General features: G+C 40.3%; 13 protein-coding genes. 10 read left to right on the forward strand and 3 right to left on the reverse strand.

Annotated elements, in window-relative coordinates; genetic code table 11:
• A partial coding sequence (locus RV13_RS12125; protein WP_071875965.1) for a helix-turn-helix domain-containing protein occupies nucleotides 1-559 on the reverse strand: 559 nt, incomplete at its 3' end.
• A gap of 177 nt (nucleotides 560-736) precedes the next feature.
• On the opposite strand from RV13_RS12125, the gene RV13_RS12130 reads away from it, so the two are divergent.
• From RV13_RS12130 to RV13_RS12140, 3 genes are all read left to right on the forward strand, one after another.
• Entirely contained in the window at nucleotides 737-1,516 is a 780-nt protein-coding gene (locus RV13_RS12130) for a 4Fe-4S cluster-binding domain-containing protein (RefSeq protein WP_010743830.1), read from the forward strand.
• Between the two features lie 27 nt (nucleotides 1,517-1,543).
• Nucleotides 1,544-3,946 carry a trans-4-hydroxy-L-proline dehydratase gene (gene hypD / locus RV13_RS12135; protein WP_060789554.1) on the forward strand — a complete coding sequence of 801 codons (2,403 nt, stop codon included), beginning with the start codon at nucleotides 1,544-1,546 and terminating at the stop codon, nucleotides 3,944-3,946.
• Between the two features lie 173 nt (nucleotides 3,947-4,119).
• Nucleotides 4,120-4,692 (forward strand): GntR family transcriptional regulator, encoded by a 573-nt coding sequence (locus tag RV13_RS12140; protein WP_010743828.1) that lies wholly within the window; start codon nucleotides 4,120-4,122, stop codon nucleotides 4,690-4,692.
• Nucleotides 4,693-4,931: 239 nt separating this feature from the next.
• Here RV13_RS12140 and abc-f read toward each other — a convergent pair whose 3' ends face one another.
• The gene (gene abc-f / locus RV13_RS12145) at nucleotides 4,932-6,425 is read right to left on the reverse strand and encodes a ribosomal protection-like ABC-F family protein (protein ID WP_010743827.1); all 1,494 of its coding nucleotides are present in this window, start codon (nucleotides 6,423-6,425) and stop codon (nucleotides 4,932-4,934) included.
• A 642-nt stretch (nucleotides 6,426-7,067) separates the two neighbouring features.
• On the opposite strand from abc-f, the gene RV13_RS12155 reads away from it, so the two are divergent.
• From RV13_RS12155 to RV13_RS12185, 7 genes are all read left to right on the forward strand, one after another.
• Nucleotides 7,068-8,816 (forward strand): glycoside hydrolase family 13 protein, encoded by a 1,749-nt coding sequence (locus RV13_RS12155; protein WP_010743826.1) that lies wholly within the window; start codon nucleotides 7,068-7,070, stop codon nucleotides 8,814-8,816.
• Nucleotides 8,817-8,961: 145 nt separating this feature from the next.
• On the forward strand, nucleotides 8,962-9,264 hold the full coding sequence (locus tag RV13_RS12160; protein ID WP_373278395.1) for a DUF1304 domain-containing protein: 303 nt from the start codon (nucleotides 8,962-8,964) through the stop codon (nucleotides 9,262-9,264).
• Between the two features lie 108 nt (nucleotides 9,265-9,372).
• The gene (locus RV13_RS12165; RefSeq protein WP_010743824.1) at nucleotides 9,373-9,873 is read left to right on the forward strand and encodes a YehS family protein; all 501 of its coding nucleotides are present in this window, start codon (nucleotides 9,373-9,375) and stop codon (nucleotides 9,871-9,873) included.
• Nucleotides 9,874-10,062: 189 nt separating this feature from the next.
• Nucleotides 10,063-12,681 (forward strand): pyruvate, phosphate dikinase, encoded by a 2,619-nt coding sequence (gene ppdK, locus RV13_RS12170; RefSeq protein ID WP_010743823.1) that lies wholly within the window; start codon nucleotides 10,063-10,065, stop codon nucleotides 12,679-12,681.
• A 619-nt stretch (nucleotides 12,682-13,300) separates the two neighbouring features.
• On the forward strand, nucleotides 13,301-14,719 hold the full coding sequence (pepV, locus tag RV13_RS12175) for a dipeptidase PepV (protein WP_010743822.1): 1,419 nt from the start codon (nucleotides 13,301-13,303) through the stop codon (nucleotides 14,717-14,719).
• Between the two features lie 85 nt (nucleotides 14,720-14,804).
• Nucleotides 14,805-16,724: an OPT/YSL family transporter gene (locus tag RV13_RS12180; RefSeq protein WP_010743821.1), complete on the forward strand. Its 1,920-nt coding sequence runs from the start codon at nucleotides 14,805-14,807 to the stop codon at nucleotides 16,722-16,724.
• The gene (locus RV13_RS12185; RefSeq protein WP_010743820.1) at nucleotides 16,717-17,082 is read left to right on the forward strand and encodes a PqqD family protein; all 366 of its coding nucleotides are present in this window, start codon (nucleotides 16,717-16,719) and stop codon (nucleotides 17,080-17,082) included. Before RV13_RS12180 ends, RV13_RS12185 begins: the two co-directional genes overlap by 8 nt.
• Before the next feature lie 219 nt (nucleotides 17,083-17,301).
• Here the strand turns inward: RV13_RS12185 and RV13_RS12190 are convergent, their stop codons facing one another.
• Nucleotides 17,302-17,577 (reverse strand): zinc ribbon domain-containing protein, encoded by a 276-nt coding sequence (locus tag RV13_RS12190; RefSeq protein ID WP_010743819.1) that lies wholly within the window; start codon nucleotides 17,575-17,577, stop codon nucleotides 17,302-17,304.
• Nucleotides 17,578-17,730 lie beyond the last annotated feature (153 nt).

Below are 17,730 nucleotides of genomic sequence, written 5' to 3' on the forward strand. Positions count from 1 at the left end.
ACCCGTTCTCACGGGTGGATGTGTTACTCGGGTAGTGTACGACAATAAATTTTACGACATTACTTGTTTGGTTATCCCAGTTATGATCAATCGTAGAGAAATAATGAGCAGAATCGCCAGGATAGAGCTGGTACGTTTTATCTTCAATCACCAGTGTCAAAATTCCCTCCAAAACGTAAACAAATTCTTCGCCCTGATGGGGATAAGTAGTAGGTAATTCTCGTCTTTCATGAGGCATAATCTCAATCATTTTCGGAGCAATTTTTTTATCCTGAGGCGTTCGACTTAGTTGCTTGTAGATCATGTTGTTCAATTCATGGATTACCGGCTGATCGTAGCCACGTATGATGGGTTCTACTTCTGTTTCTTCTTCAAAAAAATAATTCATTCGTACTTCAAATAAAGCTGCGATTGTTGATAAATGTTCCACTGCAATAGTGGTAATTCCTCGTTCGAATTGAGACAAGAAGCCCGTTGACAATCCAGTCGCTTCGGAAAGCTGCTTAAGAGTCATTCCCCGTTCATTGCGCAGACTTTTTACTTTTTCACCGATATTCATTCATTTACTCCCTTACATCTTTTTCGCTATTTTTAGTATACCCGAAAAAAGATCAAATTCCTAACCATCATTTAAATGAAAAATACAGATAAAAAAACCCGAAATGTTCATTATTGTGAATTAAGCGCTTGCAAGTGTTGACGAAGGACTTTATAATGAGAGATGGGAGGGAAGCACGTGAAAAAGCCTACGATATTTAATATACAAAAATTTTCGACCCATGACGGGCCAGGTATTCGTACAACGATTTTTTTCAAAGGGTGTCCCATCAGATGTGAATGGTGTCACAATCCAGAGAGCCAAGTGTTTGCACCAGAGGTTATGTTGAATAAATATGGGAAAGAGGAGCTGATTGGAAAAGAATACTCCATCCGCGAATTGGTAAAGAAAATTCAAGCAGATCAAATTTTTTATGATCAATCTGGCGGAGGAGTGACATTTTCCGGTGGAGAAGTGATGGCGCAAAATATGGATTACGTCATCGAGCTTGCGAGTGAATGCCAACGATTGGGGATTTCTGTAGCAATCGATACGTGTGGTGTTGCACCAACTGAGAATTATCGCCGGATTTTACCCTATACGGATTTATTTTTGTATGATCTAAAGTTCATAAATTCACATGATCACCAACTATATACCGGTGCAGGGAATCAATTGGTTTTAGAGAATTTACGTTTCTTATCGGAGCAGCAGGCAGAGATCAATTTACGCTTGATTTTATTAGACGAAATTAATGCAGAGGAAGTGGATGCGAAAGCAATCATCGATTGGTTAATAATTGAAAAAATTCATGTGAGTGAAATATCGCTCCTTCCATATCATGATTTCGGTCGGGATAAGTATGAGCGCTTGAAGCGGGTTTGTACACAAAATTTTATCAAACCTGCGGATGAAAAAGTAGAAATGGTAAAAAAAGTCTATCAAGAAGCTGGCTATCAAGTGACGATCGGCGGCTAAAAATAGTTTAAAACAGGAGGAAAAGCAATGACTGAATTAACACTGGAACCAACAAGAAGGGGAAGTACAGAGCGCATTAAACGATTGCGGGAAATCAGTGACAAAGAATGTACACCGAGTATTTCGATGGAACGAGCAGTTTTGCTGACTGAAGCATACAAAAAGTGGGAAGGCAAAGTTTCCGCACCGGTTTTACGTGGGTTGGCCTTCAAGTATATTATGGAGAATCGAACAAACTACATTGAAAAAGGCTCACTGGTTCTCGGTGAAAAGGGAGACAAACCTTGGGCGGCTCCGACTTTTCCTGAGCTATGCTGTCACACGTTAGAAGACTTCGATAATATGCACAATCGTGAAAAAGTTTTCTTCCGTGTAAGCGAAGAGGATCGTCGAATCCAAGAAGAGGTAATCATTCCTTATTGGCATGATCGTGCGATGATGACACGGATGAATCGTTTACTACCGGAAGAATGGCACTTATTGTTTGATGCAGGATTATATACAGAGTTTTTGATGCAGCGGGGACCAGGCCACACTGTAGCTGATGGAAAAATGTATCAAAAAGGATTCGCCGATTTTAAAGCAGACATTCAACAAGAAATTGATCAACTAGATTATAACAACGATATGGAAGCGTTAAATAAACGAGAAGAATTAGAAGGAATGAAATTAGTCTGCGAAGGCATGATCATTTATGGGAAACGTTATGCTCAACAATGCCGCGATTTAGCTGAAACTGAAAAAGATCCACAATGGAGGCAAGAATTGCTGGAGCTAGCTGAGGTCTGCGATGTCGTACCTGAACATGCGCCGCAAACCTTCCGTCAGGCGATTCAAATGTACTGGTTTACTCATATCGGTGTCACAGTAGAAATGAACAATTGGGATGCTTATTCTCCTGGAAAGCTAGATCAGCATTTAGAACCATTTTATGAAAAAGATATTGAAGAAGGGCGTTTAACTAGAGAAGAAGCTCGAGAATTATTAGAAAATCTGTGGATTCAGTTTAATAATCAGCCAGCACCACCTAAAGTAGGCATCACGCTAAAAGAAAGTGCGACCTATACCGACTTTTGTAATCTTAACACAGGAGCATTACGCCCCGATGGAACGAGCGGGGTGAGTGATGTCAGCTATCTGATTCTAGAAGTAATGGATGAAATGAAGCTGCTTCAGCCAAGTTCAAATGTTCAGATTTCTCGCAAATCACCGGAGAAATTTTTACGTGAAGCGCTAAAGGTTTCTCGCAAAGGCTGGGGACAGCCTGCGATGTACAATTCAGAAGCCATCTTGGCTGAATTAAGCTATTTAGGAAAATCGGTGGACGATGCCAGAGAAAGCGGTATTTGTTCAGGCTGTGTAGAGGTTGGTGTAGCAGGTAAAGAAGCCTATGTGTTGACTGGCTACCTTAATATTCCGAAAGTATTTGAATTAGCAATGAATCGTGGTTACGATCATTATACGGATAAGCAAGTAGGAATCGATGTAGGAGATTTCACGAAAATGAAAACCTACGAAGAAGTCTTTGAAGCTTTCCATAAAGAATTGCAGTATGTAGTGGATGTGAAAATCGCTGGGAATAATATGATTGAGAGAATGTACATGGAATTCATGCCAGTTCCTTTACTTTCAGTGATGTCTGATGATTGCATTTCAGTTGGTAAAGACTATAATGCTGGTGGTGCTCGTTACAACACAAGTTACATTCAATGTGTGGGGATTGCAACGATCACTGACTCATTAGCCGCGATAAAACACAATGTGTTTGAAGAAAAAACGATGACAATGCAGGAATTATTAGATGCATGCGAAGCGGATTTCGAGAACTATGATGAAATCTATGACCGAGTGTATAACGAGACTCCTAAGTATGGGAATGACGATGAATATGCAGATACTCTACTACGGGATGTAGCAGAATCTCTGCAGGAAGTAATCGCAGGACGTCCAACGCCGAAGGGCTCGAAAACAGTGGTTGAATTCTTACCGACGACTTGTCACGTATACTTCGGTCAAGTCATGGAAGCTTCACCAAATGGTCGACATAAGGGGATTCCATTACCAGATGGTATTTCACCAGAGAAAGGGGCTGACCGCAATGAACCAACAGCGGTAATCAAATCGGCCTCAAAAATCGATCAAACCAAAACAGGTGGAGCCTTATTGAATCAGAAGTTTACTCCTAGTGTAGTGGCAGGGGAAGAGGGAATTACCAATATGGCCTCACTGGTTCGTAGTTACTTTGCGTTAGATGGTCATCATATTCAATTCAATGTAATCAACCGCGAAACTTTGCTAAAAGCGCAAAAACATCCGAAAGAGTATGAGAACCTGATTGTACGCGTCGCAGGATACAGTGATTACTTCAATAATTTGGAGAAAGCCTTACAGGATGAGATTATCTCAAGAACCGAGCAGGCGTTTGGTTAAAGAATCGTTTTATTAAGTCAGAGAAAAAAATTCTCTGACTTTTTATAGTCCACTATAAAAAAGATGAGCGAGAAAATAAAGAAAAATAAGAACCATTTTACTGTCTAAGACTGAATGGGAGCTTTCTGATATAATTAGTTAACTAGATATTTTTGAGGGGAACTGATTTATTTATGGAGAGTGGGCCAAAATACGAAAAACAAAGTTTAAGTGATTTAGTTGTTTCCCATTTAAAAAACCGAATTTTATCAGGGACATTAAAAGGCGGCGACCGATTAATTGAAATGGAAATCTCCAATCATTTTAATATTAGTCGCGCTCCAGTAAGGGAAGCCATGCGTATCTTAAGTGAACAAGGGTTGATTACATTTTCTCCTCGTAAAGGAAATCAAGTGATTGAATTGAAACCAGCTGAAATATTGGAAGTTTTTGAAATTCGTACATCACTGGAAACGCAAATCTTACGAAAAATTCTTAGAAATCAAATGCTTAGCGAGGAAGATTTTCAACAGCTAACGGAGATTGCAATGGAGATGAAAGATGGAGAAGAGCGTTGTCGAAATGAGGAAGATAAAGCTTTTTTATTAAATGCATTGGATCTTTCTTTTCACAAGTATCTTTGGAATCTATCCGGTAGTGTGAAAAGGACTCAAATACTCGAGAGCATGTTTTATCAGCTGCTTATTGCTATGAATGAGGATTTGACCTCATTGGGTATCCTTGAAAAAAATCGAAAGAGCATTTAGCTTTTGTTGAGGTCTTACGGAAGAATGAACAGTCTATGGTGGTTCATTCGTTTCATAAGCATATTCAAGAATATGTGAGAGCAACCCTTCCTAACGAAGAAAAAAATTTCTGCTTGGATTGTTAACTAGTTGGCAGTCTGAACGAGCCCGTTCTGCTATAATCCGCCGTAGCTGGATAACCTCTACTTTAAATGGACAATTTTTAAAAAAGGAACCGCCCTTTTTCGGGACGGTTCCTTTTATTTTTTTAAAGCAATTTGCTGAGCTTGGATCGTTTCCAGGAAGGTTTGATCGTGTTCGACAATCAGCATCGTAGGTTTGATTTGCAGCAGGAGTTCTTCCAGCTGCTTTTGATTGAAGACATCGAGATAATTCAACGGCTCATCCCAGATATAGAGATCCGCTTGCTGAGCAAGGGATTTCGCTAATTCCACTTTCTTTCGTTGTCCCATACTCATTTCTTCAATGCGGTTTTGAAAAACATTTCGTTCCATGCCGAGTTTTCGCAGATTATTTAAAAAGGCAGAATAATCCAACTGATTTTTTTCAGCGAAGTCTTGTAAATTCCCGCTATTGTTTTCGTAGTTTTGGCGTACATAACTGACTCTAGCAGATGGTCGAAGAAGCTCACCGTCGGCCTCTCCTTCAAAGGTACCTAATAGGTAATGAAGGACACTGGATTTTCCTATCCCGTTTGGTCCAGTTAAAGCAGTGATTTCTCCACGTTTCAATTCAAAAGATAAGGGAGCAAAAAGTGGTTCCTGGTCCGCATATCGAAGTGTTAGATTATCTAATTTTAGTAATTGTCCATGTCGGCTAGGCTGATAGTTCATCGTTAAGCGATCAACATCTTCCAAGTCTTTTAAAAGCCCTTCTTTGGCTTCGATTTGATCATACATTCGCTGTTCGATTGTTTTGGAACGCTTCATTGTGCGCGCTGCACGAGCGCCAATGAAGCCAGTATCGAAAATACCGCCGCTGCCCTTTTCGGAGGGCTTACCGTATTTGTCGGTTTCACGAGAGCGAGACCATTCGGCTTTTTCAGCGGCTGTTTTCTTCAAACGACCCACTTCTTTTTTGATTTTTTTATTTTGAGCCAATTCAAATTCATCTCGTAGTTCTTTTTGTTCTTCGTAAGTGGCGAAATTTCCTTGGTAGAGCACTAACTGACTTTTTTCAATCGCTAAAGTGTGGTCGGTTACTTGATTTAAAAATTGACGATCATGGCTGACGACGATAAAGCCATCTTTCCGTTGCAAATACTCCGCAACATGCTGGCGACCCTGCAAATCCAAATGATTGGTTGGTTCATCAATTAATGGGAAAAAGTTCTCTTGAGTAAAGAGCAGTGCTAATAAAACCTTGGTTTGTTCGCCTCCAGAAAGGGTTTGGTACGGCTGCCATAAAATCTGCGGGTCTAATTGAATCAAGTTCATTTCCCGTTCCAATTCCCATAATTCAAAATCAGCCAGTTCCAGTAAGGCATAATAAGTCAGCTGTTCAGGCTCCTCAACAGCCGCTGGAAAATAGACCGGCTGCAGGGGAAACTGAATTTCTCCCTGATAGGCATGATTCCCTAGCAATAGCTGCAGTAATGTTGTTTTTCCGCGACCGTTCCGGCCAACTAAGCCCAATTTCCAGCTGCTATCAATTGTCAAATTAGCGTCCTCAAATAATAAATCTACTTGCTTGTCAAAGCCAAAGGTCAAATGTGTAATTTTAATTGTAGACATAAAAAATCCCCCCTCTTTGTTTCACTATGGAAACAAAAAAATCCGTTCCAATTTCAGGAAAGGACTAGGGGGTGGGTGGTAGCCTTTTTCTGAGTCGACTGCTAACAGCTAACTCATTGCTTAAGAATTCATTTTTCAAAAAGTGAAAAATGATTCTATTTTCTTGTGCACGCCATTCTGCTAAAAAGATTGTTCGCTACATTCACGAAAGGGTCATTTCCTTCTCATATGAAGCAAACTGCGAAAAGCATAACTGGCAAAAAAGAGACCTTCCCTTGAAACCCTAAGCCAATCCTGAAAATTTGCCCACTAATCCCTTTGATATACGTTAATCTAAGATTAGCTTGCAACTTCCAACATTCGCTTAGTTTTTCAATGGCATGATCCCTCGTTTCAATAATAATTATCTTTATTAAAGCAAAATTTACTGGCTTTGTCAAAAAAATACGGACGCAGCCGCTTCCCCAAACATGCTACGCCCTGGAGTGATCCTCGATATACGAGGCGAAGAAAAATTTATTCTTCTATTATTATAGTAGCATATTTTGGCTAAAAAATGGTTTTTGAACACTTAGGAATTGATTAGAGTGGAGGAGCTATTAGAAAATTTGGTATAATCGATCCAGAAATGGAGGTGGAGGGATGAACGATGCAGGAATTTATCATCGTCCCGAGAGTGAGTATGCGTTTCTATATAACAAAGACGTGATGCGGATTCGCTTACAAACCGCTCGTAATGAGATAAAAAAAGTGGGGTTAATCAGCGGCGATTTTTACACTTTTGCTGAAGAAAAATGGTACAAAAAGAATGAGCCCATGACCAAAACATATACGACAGATACCCATGATTATTGGGAAATTGAAGTTACCGCCCCTCATCGGCGTTTGGCGTATGCATTTTGTATTACAGATTATTCTGGCGATCAGGTTTTTTATACGGACCAGGGAATTTTTGAGAATGAGGAAGATCGGTTGGAGCGTGACTATTTATATTTCCGAATGCCTTATTTTCAAGAGATTGATCGATTTAAAGTGCCAGATTGGGTAGCTAAAACCGTTTGGTACCAAATTTTTCCAGAGCGCTTTTATAATGGCGATCCCTCTAATGATCCAGAGGATGTTGCTGCTTGGGGAAGTGAAAAACCAACGCGAGAGAATTTTTTCGGGGGAGATCTGCAGGGGATCATTGATAAATTAGATTATTTAGAGGATTTGGGGGTAAATGGGTTGTATCTTTGTCCGATTTTTACCTCGCCTTCGAATCACAAGTATGATACGGTAGATTACTATGAGATTGATCCGCACTTTGGAACGAAGCAGCTTTTTCGTGAATTAGTGGAAAAGGCTCATGAACGCGGCATTCGTGTGATGCTGGATGCGGTTTTCAATCATTTAGGGTCGAGTTCTCATCAATGGCAGGATGTCATTTTGCACGGTGAAGATTCAGCGTATGCAGACTGGTTTCATATTGATTCCTTTCCACCGCGTTATACAGCAATTCCTGATTCAGAATTTGCTAAGGAAATTACTTATGACACCTTCAGCTTCAATCCTAATATGCCGAAGCTCAATACGGCGAATCCTGAAGTTCAGAAATATCTATTGGAAATTGCCACTTATTGGATTCGGGAGTTTGATATTGATGGCTGGCGGCTAGATGTGGCAAACGAAGTGGATCATCACTTTTGGAAGGAATTTCATGAAGCCGTTTTACGTCAAAAGGAAGACTTGTACATTTTGGGAGAAATTTGGCACTCGTCACAGCGTTGGCTAGAGGGAGATGAGTTTCATGCGGTAATGAATTACGCATTTACCGACAATATCAAGGCGTTCTTTGTTGAGGAGACGATCTCGATCTCACAAATGATTTTTGGTATGAATCGGCAACAACTGTTGTATCGCGACCAAACCAATGAGGTCAGCTTCAATCTTTTAGATTCCCATGATACACCAAGAATTTTGACTTTATGTAAAGGAAACAAGGAATTAATGAAAGCGGTGCTGACCTTCATGTTTATCCAAAAGGGAACCCCCTGTATTTACTATGGGACGGAAGTCGGGATGGAAGGCGAGATGGACCCTGACTGTCGACGGTGTATGATCTGGGAGGATCAGGATGAAGACCTAAGAAACTTTTTCAAACAGCTGATTGCATTGCGAAAACAATTCTCTGAAATCTTCAGCTATAGAACAATGACTTGGCATTATGATGATGATAAAAAAACATTCTCACTAACACGTAGTTATAAAGAGACAACGTTAACCGCGACCTTTAATCAAGGAGAGTATTACGAAGTAGAAAAAGAGGGACGACGGGTATTTGGTCAAAATTACCATGAAAACAACGGCTACCAATTGCAACCAAACGGATTTATCATTGAAGAACGTTGATTACGAGTCGCTTTAATTGGAAAAAAGTAAAAAGATGAATATAGTAAATGAATCAAGGATAAAGGGGTTCTATTTATGGAAAGGATCATTTTTTTTACTTTCTGGACTTATTGGACTGCTTCATTTAGTCATCTTGGGGTTAGAAATGTTTGCATCAAAAGAAAAACAGGCGAAAACTTTTGATATGCCATATGAATTTGTCACTCAAGCAAATGCTCAAATAGCTTTGAAGAACATGGGAATCTATAATGGTTGTTTAGGATTAGCGATGCTGACAAGTTTGTTGCTGTTTCAAGGGGAAGTACGTTTGATGGTTTTATTGCTATTTAATCTTTTCGTAGTCATCGTCGGTGTTTATGGCGGAAAAACAGTTACCAAAACGATTTATTTGATCCAAGCATTACCCGGAACAGTAACAGCATTGCTTATTCTGTTTCAATCAATATAAAAGGGGTTCGGCTAAGAGTGATTTCTTAGTCGAATCTTTTTTATTTAGCGAAGGATTCCTGAAGGTATGGTATAGTTAGAAAACTAGTCAGAAGTATGGAGGAAAAAAATGAATAATAACGATTTATTGCTGCGGTTAAGATACGCGTTGGATATTAAGGACAGCGATATTGTAAAGGCTTTTCAATTAGGCGGCGTGGAGATTTCTAGAGAAGAAGAAAGAGCTCTCTTAACGAAAGTGTATGAACAAGACAAAGAGAATGCACCTTTTGAAAAGAATGTCTACGAGAAGATGCTGAACAATCAGGCATTCGATGCATTTTTAAATGGCTTTATTTTGTTGAAAAGAGGACAGCTAAAGAATCCAGCGCCGCAGCCGCAAAGCGGTGAAATTAGACATATCAACAATGTTTTATTAAAGAAGGTGAAGATCGCTTTAGCGCTGACCAGTGAGGATATGCTGGAGATCTTCGCGGAAGCTGGCGTTTACCCTTCAAAAGGAGAGCTTGGCGCGATCTTACGAAAGGAAGGGCATCGCAATTTTAAACCCTGTGGTGATAAATACGCTCGGAACTTTTTAAAAGGATTAGCCCTGTATTATCGAGAGTAAGCTTAGAAAGACCAATCTTTTAATAGAGAGGTCTTTTTTTATACCTAGATTCAAATCAATCCTATAGAATAGTTTTTAACACGGCTTATATGTGCGTAATAAAATTATATAAACATCTTATTGACTTTATATAATCATCGTATTACACTGGAATCAGGTTAAATAAAATTATTTTAAGAGGAGAAGCGCATGAATCGTTGGGTTTACTTATTTTCAGAAGGTTCAAAAGAACAAAAGGATTTATTAGGTGGCAAGGGAGCCAATCTTGCTGAGATGACAAAATTAGGTCTACCAGTGCCAACCGGCTTCACGGTTACAACAGAAGCATGCTTATATTATTTGAATCATGGCAATCAACTGATTGAAGAAATGAAGGATCAGGTGATGGAGGCTGTTGAGACTCTATCTGCTAAAACAGGGAAAAAATTTGGTGATCTGGAGAATCCGTTATTGGTTTCTGTTCGAAGCGGTTCTAAATTTTCGATGCCGGGTATGATGGATACTGTCTTGAATTTAGGCTTAAATGATCAGACCGTAGCAGCTTTAGCTGAAAATAGCCAGAATGAACGGTTTGCTTATGATTGCTATCGTCGTTTGCTGCAAATGTTCGGAAACGTCGTGATGGGAATGGACAATAGCGACTTTGAGAATCGAATTACTGCTTTAAAAAAAGTGAATGGCTTGTCTTTCGATAATGAACTGACAGCAGAGCATTGGAAACAAATTGTAAGCGAGTACAAAGAAATTTACCGCAAGAAACTGCAGCGTGATTTTCCGCAGGATCCGATTGAGCAATTGTATCTAGCAATCGAAGCAGTTTTTGGCAGCTGGAACAATCAGCGTGCGAAAACCTATCGCCGCCTCCACAGCATCAGCGATGATTTGGGAACTGCCGTAAACATTCAGGAGATGGTGTTTGGAAACTTTGGGGATACTTCGGGCACCGGGGTAGTGTTCTCACGGAACCCATCGTTAGGCGATCCCGGTCTATTCGGGGAATACTTGATCAACGCACAGGGAGAAGATGTGGTTGCCGGTGTACGAACACCAAAACCGATCCAAGTTTTAGCGGATGAATTGCCAGAACAATTCCAACAATTAAAAACGATTTGCGAGAACTTGGAAAAGCATTACCATGATATGCAGGATGTTGAATTTACCATTGAACGGGAAAAACTATTTATCCTGCAAACTCGTAGTGGAAAGCGGACATCAAAAGCAGCATTAACCATCCTATTGGATTTTTATAAAGAAGGGATCATTGACGAACAAGAACTAATCAGCCGAATCGAATCGAAGGATCTGGAAGCAGCACTGCATCCAAACTTTGATGAAAAAGAACTAAAACTGCATGAATCATTTTTATCCGGCTTAGCGGCTAGCCCCGGCGCTGCAACAGGAGCGGCATATTTTACTGCCGAAGCAGCGACCGAGGCGAAAGCCCGCGGAGAAAGAGTGGTATTGGTACGAGAAGAAACATCTCCAGAGGATATTGAAGGGATCGCAGTCAGCGAAGCGGTTATTACTAGTCGTGGCGGCATGACTTCCCATGCGGCAGTGGTTGCTCGCGGAATGGGCATTTGTTCGGTAGTTGGCTGTGAGCGTTTAGACGTATTAGAAGAAAATAAAGCAACTGTCGGAGACAAGGTGATCGAAGAGGGAACCATTCTATCTGTTGACGGAACAAGTGGCAATATCTATTTTGGTGAAATACCAATGGAGGAAGTGACTAATACAGTGGCTCTGGATGAGCTGCATGTGATTTGGGATCGACACGCGGAAATCAAGGTACGAGCCAATGCGGAAACACCGAATGATATCGAAACCGGGATGGCTTTAGGCGCAGTCGGTATCGGTTTGGCACGGACAGAGCACATGTTCTTCGAAAAGAGCCGCTTGTTGCAATTTCGTCAGTTGATTTTGGCGGATAGTCTGAAGGAACGTGTAGAAGTATTGAAGAATCTAAAGGAAGTGCAAAAGCAAGACTTCAAGTTTATGTATGAAGCAGCCAAAGGCAAAGCAACAACGATTCGTTTGCTGGATCCCCCATTGCACGAATTCTTACCAAAAGGTGCAGACGAGTGCCGCGAAGTAGCAAAAGAGCTAGGCAAGACTTTCAATGAAGTGAAACGCAAAACGGATAATCTAGCAGAGGTCAATCCAATGTTAGGCTTCCGCGGGCTTCGATTAGGTGTGGCCTATCCAGAAATCTATCAGATGCAGGCTGAGGCCATTATTGAAGCCGCCTGCGAGGTAACGAAGGAAAATGAGTTTACCATCCAACCAGAAATCATGATTCCATTTACGATTGACGCGGAGGAATTTGCTCGTGTTCGTGCATCTATCGAAGAGGCGATTCAAAGAAGCCTAAAAGAGTATAAACAGGTGCTGGACTATCAAATCGGAACGATGATCGAAATTCCAAGAGCCTGTTTTGTGGCTGCTGAAATCGCGAAACATGCAGACTTCTTCAGCTTTGGAACCAACGATTTGACTCAAATGGCTTTAGGGCTATCCCGCGATGACTCACCACGAATCATCAATCAATATATGGAAATGGGAATCTTTGCGGATGATCCGTTCCAAGTACTAGATGAAGCAGGAGTAGGTGCCTTGATGAAGCTTGCAATAGAAGGTGGAAGAAGTGTCAATCCGAAGCTGAAGATTGGCATTTGCGGGGAAGCAGCGGCCCATCCGAAATCCATTGCCTTTTTAAACAATCTAGCGATCGATTATATTTCTTGTTCGCCATTCAGAATTCCGCAGGCGAAGATGACGTTGGCACAAGCCGCAGTGAACGACCAGTAGGAAAATAAAAAAACAGTAATATGAGTTTTTGGTTAAAAAACAAGATGATTTTAGAAAGAAACAGCCTTTCGATAGGTTGTTTCTTTTTTGTTATTATCTGGAAAATTCAAAAATTTAATATTAATAATAGATAACAAATAAATGAGAAACAAAGCGGTTAAATTAATGAAATATAATTTGTAAACGGATACAACCTTCGTTATACTTCTTATAGGCTTTAAATATGTCATGTCACAATAAAATAGCCTCTTTTTTGATTAGCTTGAATAACAAAGGTTCTTTACGAGAAAACTTTATTTTTAATGAAAATCAACTTTTTTCTATTAAATGATGGTTTTTTCACAATGACTTATGAATAAAAATACGGTATAATGCTGACTTGGGAGGTGAAACAAACTGCGGAATTAGGAATCATAGAATAACATCTTGACATTCATGAGCGGTCTTTTCCGTTGATTGTTTTGACGTATTGCATCCTCAAAAGGGACCGTGAATTCGTCTTTTTAAGAAGGTTATTCTAAGCTGTCAAAATTTGAAAACTATATTTAGACATGATCTTTCTAATGAATCTAACAGGTTCTTGAACTTGTTACAAAAAAAAGAAAGCAGGGATTAAACAATGACAATTGATTGGCAAAAAGAAGTAGAAGCACGCAAAGACGACTTACTGAAAGACTTAGGCGATCTTATTCGTATCAACAGTATTCGCGACGTGGAACATGGAACAAAAGAAGAACCTCTTGGACCTGGACCAGCTGCCGCATTACGTAAAGTATTAGAAATTGGCGATCGCGACGGATTCGTTACGAAAAATATCGAAAATGTAGCCGGCCATATCGAATACGGTGACGGAGAAGAAATGTTTGGTCTTTTAGGACACGTTGACGTGGTTCCTGTCGATGATAACTGGGATACAGATCCATTCGAACCAGTGATCAAAGATGGGAAATTGTACGCACGTGGGTCAGCCGATGACAAAGGACCTTCAATCGCTGCTTATTATGCAATGCGCATCATCAAAGATTTAGAATTACCGATTTCTAAAAAAATTCGCTTTATCTTCGGTACCGACGAAGAAAGTGAATGGGTTGGAATCCACCGTTACATGGAAGTGGAAGAAATGCCAAAAGTTGGTTTTTCTCCAGATGCACAATTCCCAATCATTAACGGTGAAAAAGGAATCTTATCTTATGAAGTGACTTTCGCAAACAAAGACAACGCTGAAGCTGGTGATTTTGATCTTGTAAGCTTCAAATCAGGCTTGCGGACCAACATGGTACCAGGGGATGCAACAGCTGTACTTAAGGTTAACAACGAAGCAAAAGTTGCAGACATGAAAGCTGCATTTGATGCATTTGTTGAAAAATCTGAAATCAAAGGCGAGTTCGCGGAAAGTAACGGCGAAATCACTATTACAGTGATTGGTAAAGGTGCTCACGCACAAGAACCTAAATTCGGTGTAAACTCTGCAACATTCTTAGCAGCATTCTTAGCTGACTACAACCTAGACGGCAATGGTGCCAACTATATTCAAACAACCGCTGAATACCTTCACTTAGATTACAACGGTAAGAAAATCAATGCTTACACAAAACACGATGTAATGGGTGAAACCACTTCATCAGCGAACTTGTTCGATTATACTGCAGAAGGCGACAAGAAGATTACGATCAACGTTCGCCATCCAGAAGGCATCGACAAAGATACCATCTTAGCTAACATGGAAGAAGTCCTTAAAGCTGCAGACGTTTCAATCGCGATCATTGGTGACGTGAAAACTCCTCATTATGTTCCAGCAAGTGATCCATTAGTGAAAACCTTATTGGACGTTTACGAAGAACATACGGGTCTTGAAGGCCACGAAGAATCAATCGGCGGAGGTACTTACGGTCGAATCCTAGAACGTGGTGTCGCATACGGCGCGATGTTCCCAGGGGAAGAAAACGTAATGCATCAGCCAAACGAATTTATGCCTATTGATAGCTTGTTCAAAGCAACAGCTATTTATGCTGACGCTATTTATCGCTTAGTTAAATAGTCGGTAATGAGAGACAGGAATCCTGTCTTTACAGGATTCCTCATCTCGTTGGGGAAAAGATAGTAAGGAAGGAATTTCAAAGATAATGAAAAAACTCTCAAAAGACGCTTTTGGTGGAGTAGCAGGGAAAGATTATGTCCCGTATGTAGCTGATAAGCCTAAAAAATCAGGCTCACCAATCATCATGATTTTAGGTATTTTGCTAGCTGCGCTATTCGCTGCATCAACCGCTTATTCAGGTATGAAGGCTGGTTTGACTGTAGCCGCAGGTATCCCAGGTGCAATTATTGGATCAGGGCTAGTCGCTCTATTTGTAAAACCTAAAACTATTTTAGGGAAGAACTTATTGCAATTGATGTCAAGTGGTGGGGAATCTGTCGCATCAGGGATGATTTTCGTATTACCAGCCGTAATTTTAGTTGGCGGTAAAGTGAACTTCATCGAAGGTGTTGGGTTAGGTATCGGTGCTGTTTTACTAGGTGTCGGTGTTTTCTCAATCGTTCAAGATTACATGTTGGTTAGTGAACACGGTAAATTAGTTTACCCTGAAGCAATGGCTATTTCTGAAACATTGGTTGCTTCTGATACTGGTGGCGACTCATTGAAATACATGGGTATCGGTTTTGGTATCGGTGGGATTTTAACTGCTTTAACAGGTTCAGTGTTCGGTATTATGAACAATGTAATCAGCTATGTCAATGAAAGCTTCTATAAATGGAAATTTGAAACAGAAGTAAACCCATTATTAACGGGTATCGGATTCATCGTTGGGATGGATGTCTCTGTCTTGATGTTTGCTGGTTCAATCTTAGCGAACTTCGCGATCGCTCCATTACTTGGTTACTTCATGGAAATGGCTAACAGCAATGCCCATGTCTGGGACAATGCGGCTCAATTATTGAGTGCATCAGACTTCGCTGTCATCTCTGGTTCTTATGTTAAATACATCGGAGCAGGTATGATGATTTCTGGTGGATTGATCGGCGCGATCAAACTGATCCCAACCATCATTTCTTCTATCTCTGCAACCTTAAAAGGCCGTAAAGATGGAGTTGAACAAGAAGGCGGCGGCATGCTTCCATTAATCGTTGGTGCGGTTATCGGTATCGTAATGGGCTTCATCATTACTGGAAGTGTTGCAATGGCACTTGTTGGTGGTCTATTGTCAATTATCTTAAGCTTCCTGTTCGTTATCGTTGCAGGCCGTTTGACTGGTACGATCGGTACGTCAAACTTGCCAGTATCTGGTATGACGATCGCTTCAATGGTAATCTTGACCTTAGTCTTTGTTATGATGGGCTGGACTTCAGCTGAAAATACACAACAATTATTAATGTTTGGTACATTTATCGTACTTGCAATTTCAGTAGCTGGTGGTTATTCACAATCACAAAAAGTTACTTTCGTAATGGGCGGAAACTTCAACGAAGGCCGTCGCTACTTCTTGATCTCTAATATTGTCGGTGTGGTTATCGTTACTGGTATGATGGTGATCTTATCTCCACAATTAGCGATCACTGGTTCTAACCCTCCATTTGGTTTGCCTCAAGCGAACTTAATGGCCACATTGACTTCAGGTATTACATCTGGTTCATTGCCATGGCACATGGTAATTGCCGGTGCAGTAATGGGGATCGTGTTACACTTCATGAAAGTGCCAATCATGACATTTGCGATTGGTTTCTACTTACCAATTTCAACAACTTCAATCATCTTAGTTGGTGCGTTGATCCGTCAATTGATCGATGTATTGAACAAGAAGGAAACAGAAGAAGTTGCAGAAGAACGTATTACTTTAGGTGTCAGCTTGTCATCTGGTTTAATCGCTGGTGGTTCAATCATCGGATTGATCGGAATTATTTTACAAGTAACTGGTGTCGTAACACCTGGAACACCAACTGGCTTCTTAGGGTCTAACGGGTCCGCATTCTTATTGCTAGCGATCTTAATCGTTGCAATCATTGCGCCGTTGTTAAGTGTGAAGAAAGTGAAACACAATGACTAATCAACAGCCAAATGCTGTGAACCCTGAAACACAAGAGCTGTTAGAACGTGTCTATCGCATCAAAGAAGGCTTGCATTATGAAGTACGTGACGGCATCGTCTTTGTTATCACGGAACAAAATGCCTGGATCCAACGAGTCTTACGCAAGATTCATTACAAGATTCCAGAAACCACTGAGATGGAGCTGGACAAATATGGCAGTTTTATTCTTCAACAAATTGATGGGAAGCGTACAGTCAAAGAAATTGGCGAAAACCTTGGCGCAGCCATCGAGGAAGCCAATAATCAGTTGTACGATCGATTATTGATTTATTTACATCATTTAGAGAAGAATGAAAAATATATTGAGTTAGTATAAGGAAAACCACTTCAAGCAATCCGCTTGAAGTGGTTTTTTCCTTTATTGTTAGGTTTTTGTTAGAATGTTTTACGTTAGTCATTTTTCTTTAGTCGTTGTTCATATTCGTGGGCATCTTGCCGCTGTCCACGCTATTATTAGAAAAAAAGGTGGAGTCCAATCAATTTTAGTTGATCGGCCTTCACCTTTTTCAAGAGTTCAATAAATTATCTAAGTTGTTTAAGCTTTTTTCCAGCGCTTCAGATCTGGGAAGAAGCTGTTCAAAAATTCTAACGTTTCTTCTTCGGTTTTTCCTTGTTCTGCTAAGATTCCTGCTTCCTTCATATGGTTAATACTGATAGTGATCATATCCTCCATGGTGAGGTCATCTACAAAAGCCCCATGTTTGTAGCAATATAGACAGTACTCGCTGCTTTTTGCCCCATCATGCTCAGTCCCGTGTGTTCCTTCGGTTAAGGGCATCCCGCAGCTTTGGCAATAAGTCATTTCTGTCATTGATCATCCTCCTTAATAAAACTAGTAATCGTTTTCATTAAACTTTAACAAACCGGTCAAAAGGATTTGTTATAATTATTTTATCAGAAAAAAAGCAGAACTAATACAGCTTTTCTATTGTCTTTATTTTTTTTGTGCGAGTGATGAAGAAAA

This window comes from Enterococcus raffinosus, assembly GCF_001886185.1.
Lineage (GTDB): Bacteria > Bacillota > Bacilli > Lactobacillales > Enterococcaceae > Enterococcus_A > Enterococcus_A raffinosus.

Bases quoted from the DNA above. Each gene is read 5' to 3' on its own strand.
- RV13_RS12180 (WP_010743821.1), top strand. From the start codon at position 14,805: ATGAAAAAACTCTCAAAAGACGCTTTTGGTGGAGTAGCAGGGAAAGAT.
- RV13_RS12185 (WP_010743820.1), top strand. From the start codon at position 16,717: ATGACTAATCAACAGCCAAATGCTGTGAACCCTGAAACACAAGAGCTG.
- abc-f (WP_010743827.1), bottom strand. From the start codon at position 6,425: ATGTCTACAATTAAAATTACACATTTGACCTTTGGCTTTGACAAGCAA.
- RV13_RS12155 (WP_010743826.1), top strand. From the start codon at position 7,068: ATGAACGATGCAGGAATTTATCATCGTCCCGAGAGTGAGTATGCGTTT.
- RV13_RS12165 (WP_010743824.1), top strand. From the start codon at position 9,373: ATGAATAATAACGATTTATTGCTGCGGTTAAGATACGCGTTGGATATT.
- pepV (WP_010743822.1), top strand. From the start codon at position 13,301: ATGACAATTGATTGGCAAAAAGAAGTAGAAGCACGCAAAGACGACTTA.
- RV13_RS12140 (WP_010743828.1), top strand. From the start codon at position 4,120: ATGGAGAGTGGGCCAAAATACGAAAAACAAAGTTTAAGTGATTTAGTT.
- RV13_RS12160 (WP_373278395.1), top strand. From the start codon at position 8,962: ATGTTTGCATCAAAAGAAAAACAGGCGAAAACTTTTGATATGCCATAT.
- ppdK (WP_010743823.1), top strand. From the start codon at position 10,063: ATGAATCGTTGGGTTTACTTATTTTCAGAAGGTTCAAAAGAACAAAAG.
- RV13_RS12190 (WP_010743819.1), bottom strand. From the start codon at position 17,577: ATGACAGAAATGACTTATTGCCAAAGCTGCGGGATGCCCTTAACCGAA.
- hypD (WP_060789554.1), top strand. From the start codon at position 1,544: ATGACTGAATTAACACTGGAACCAACAAGAAGGGGAAGTACAGAGCGC.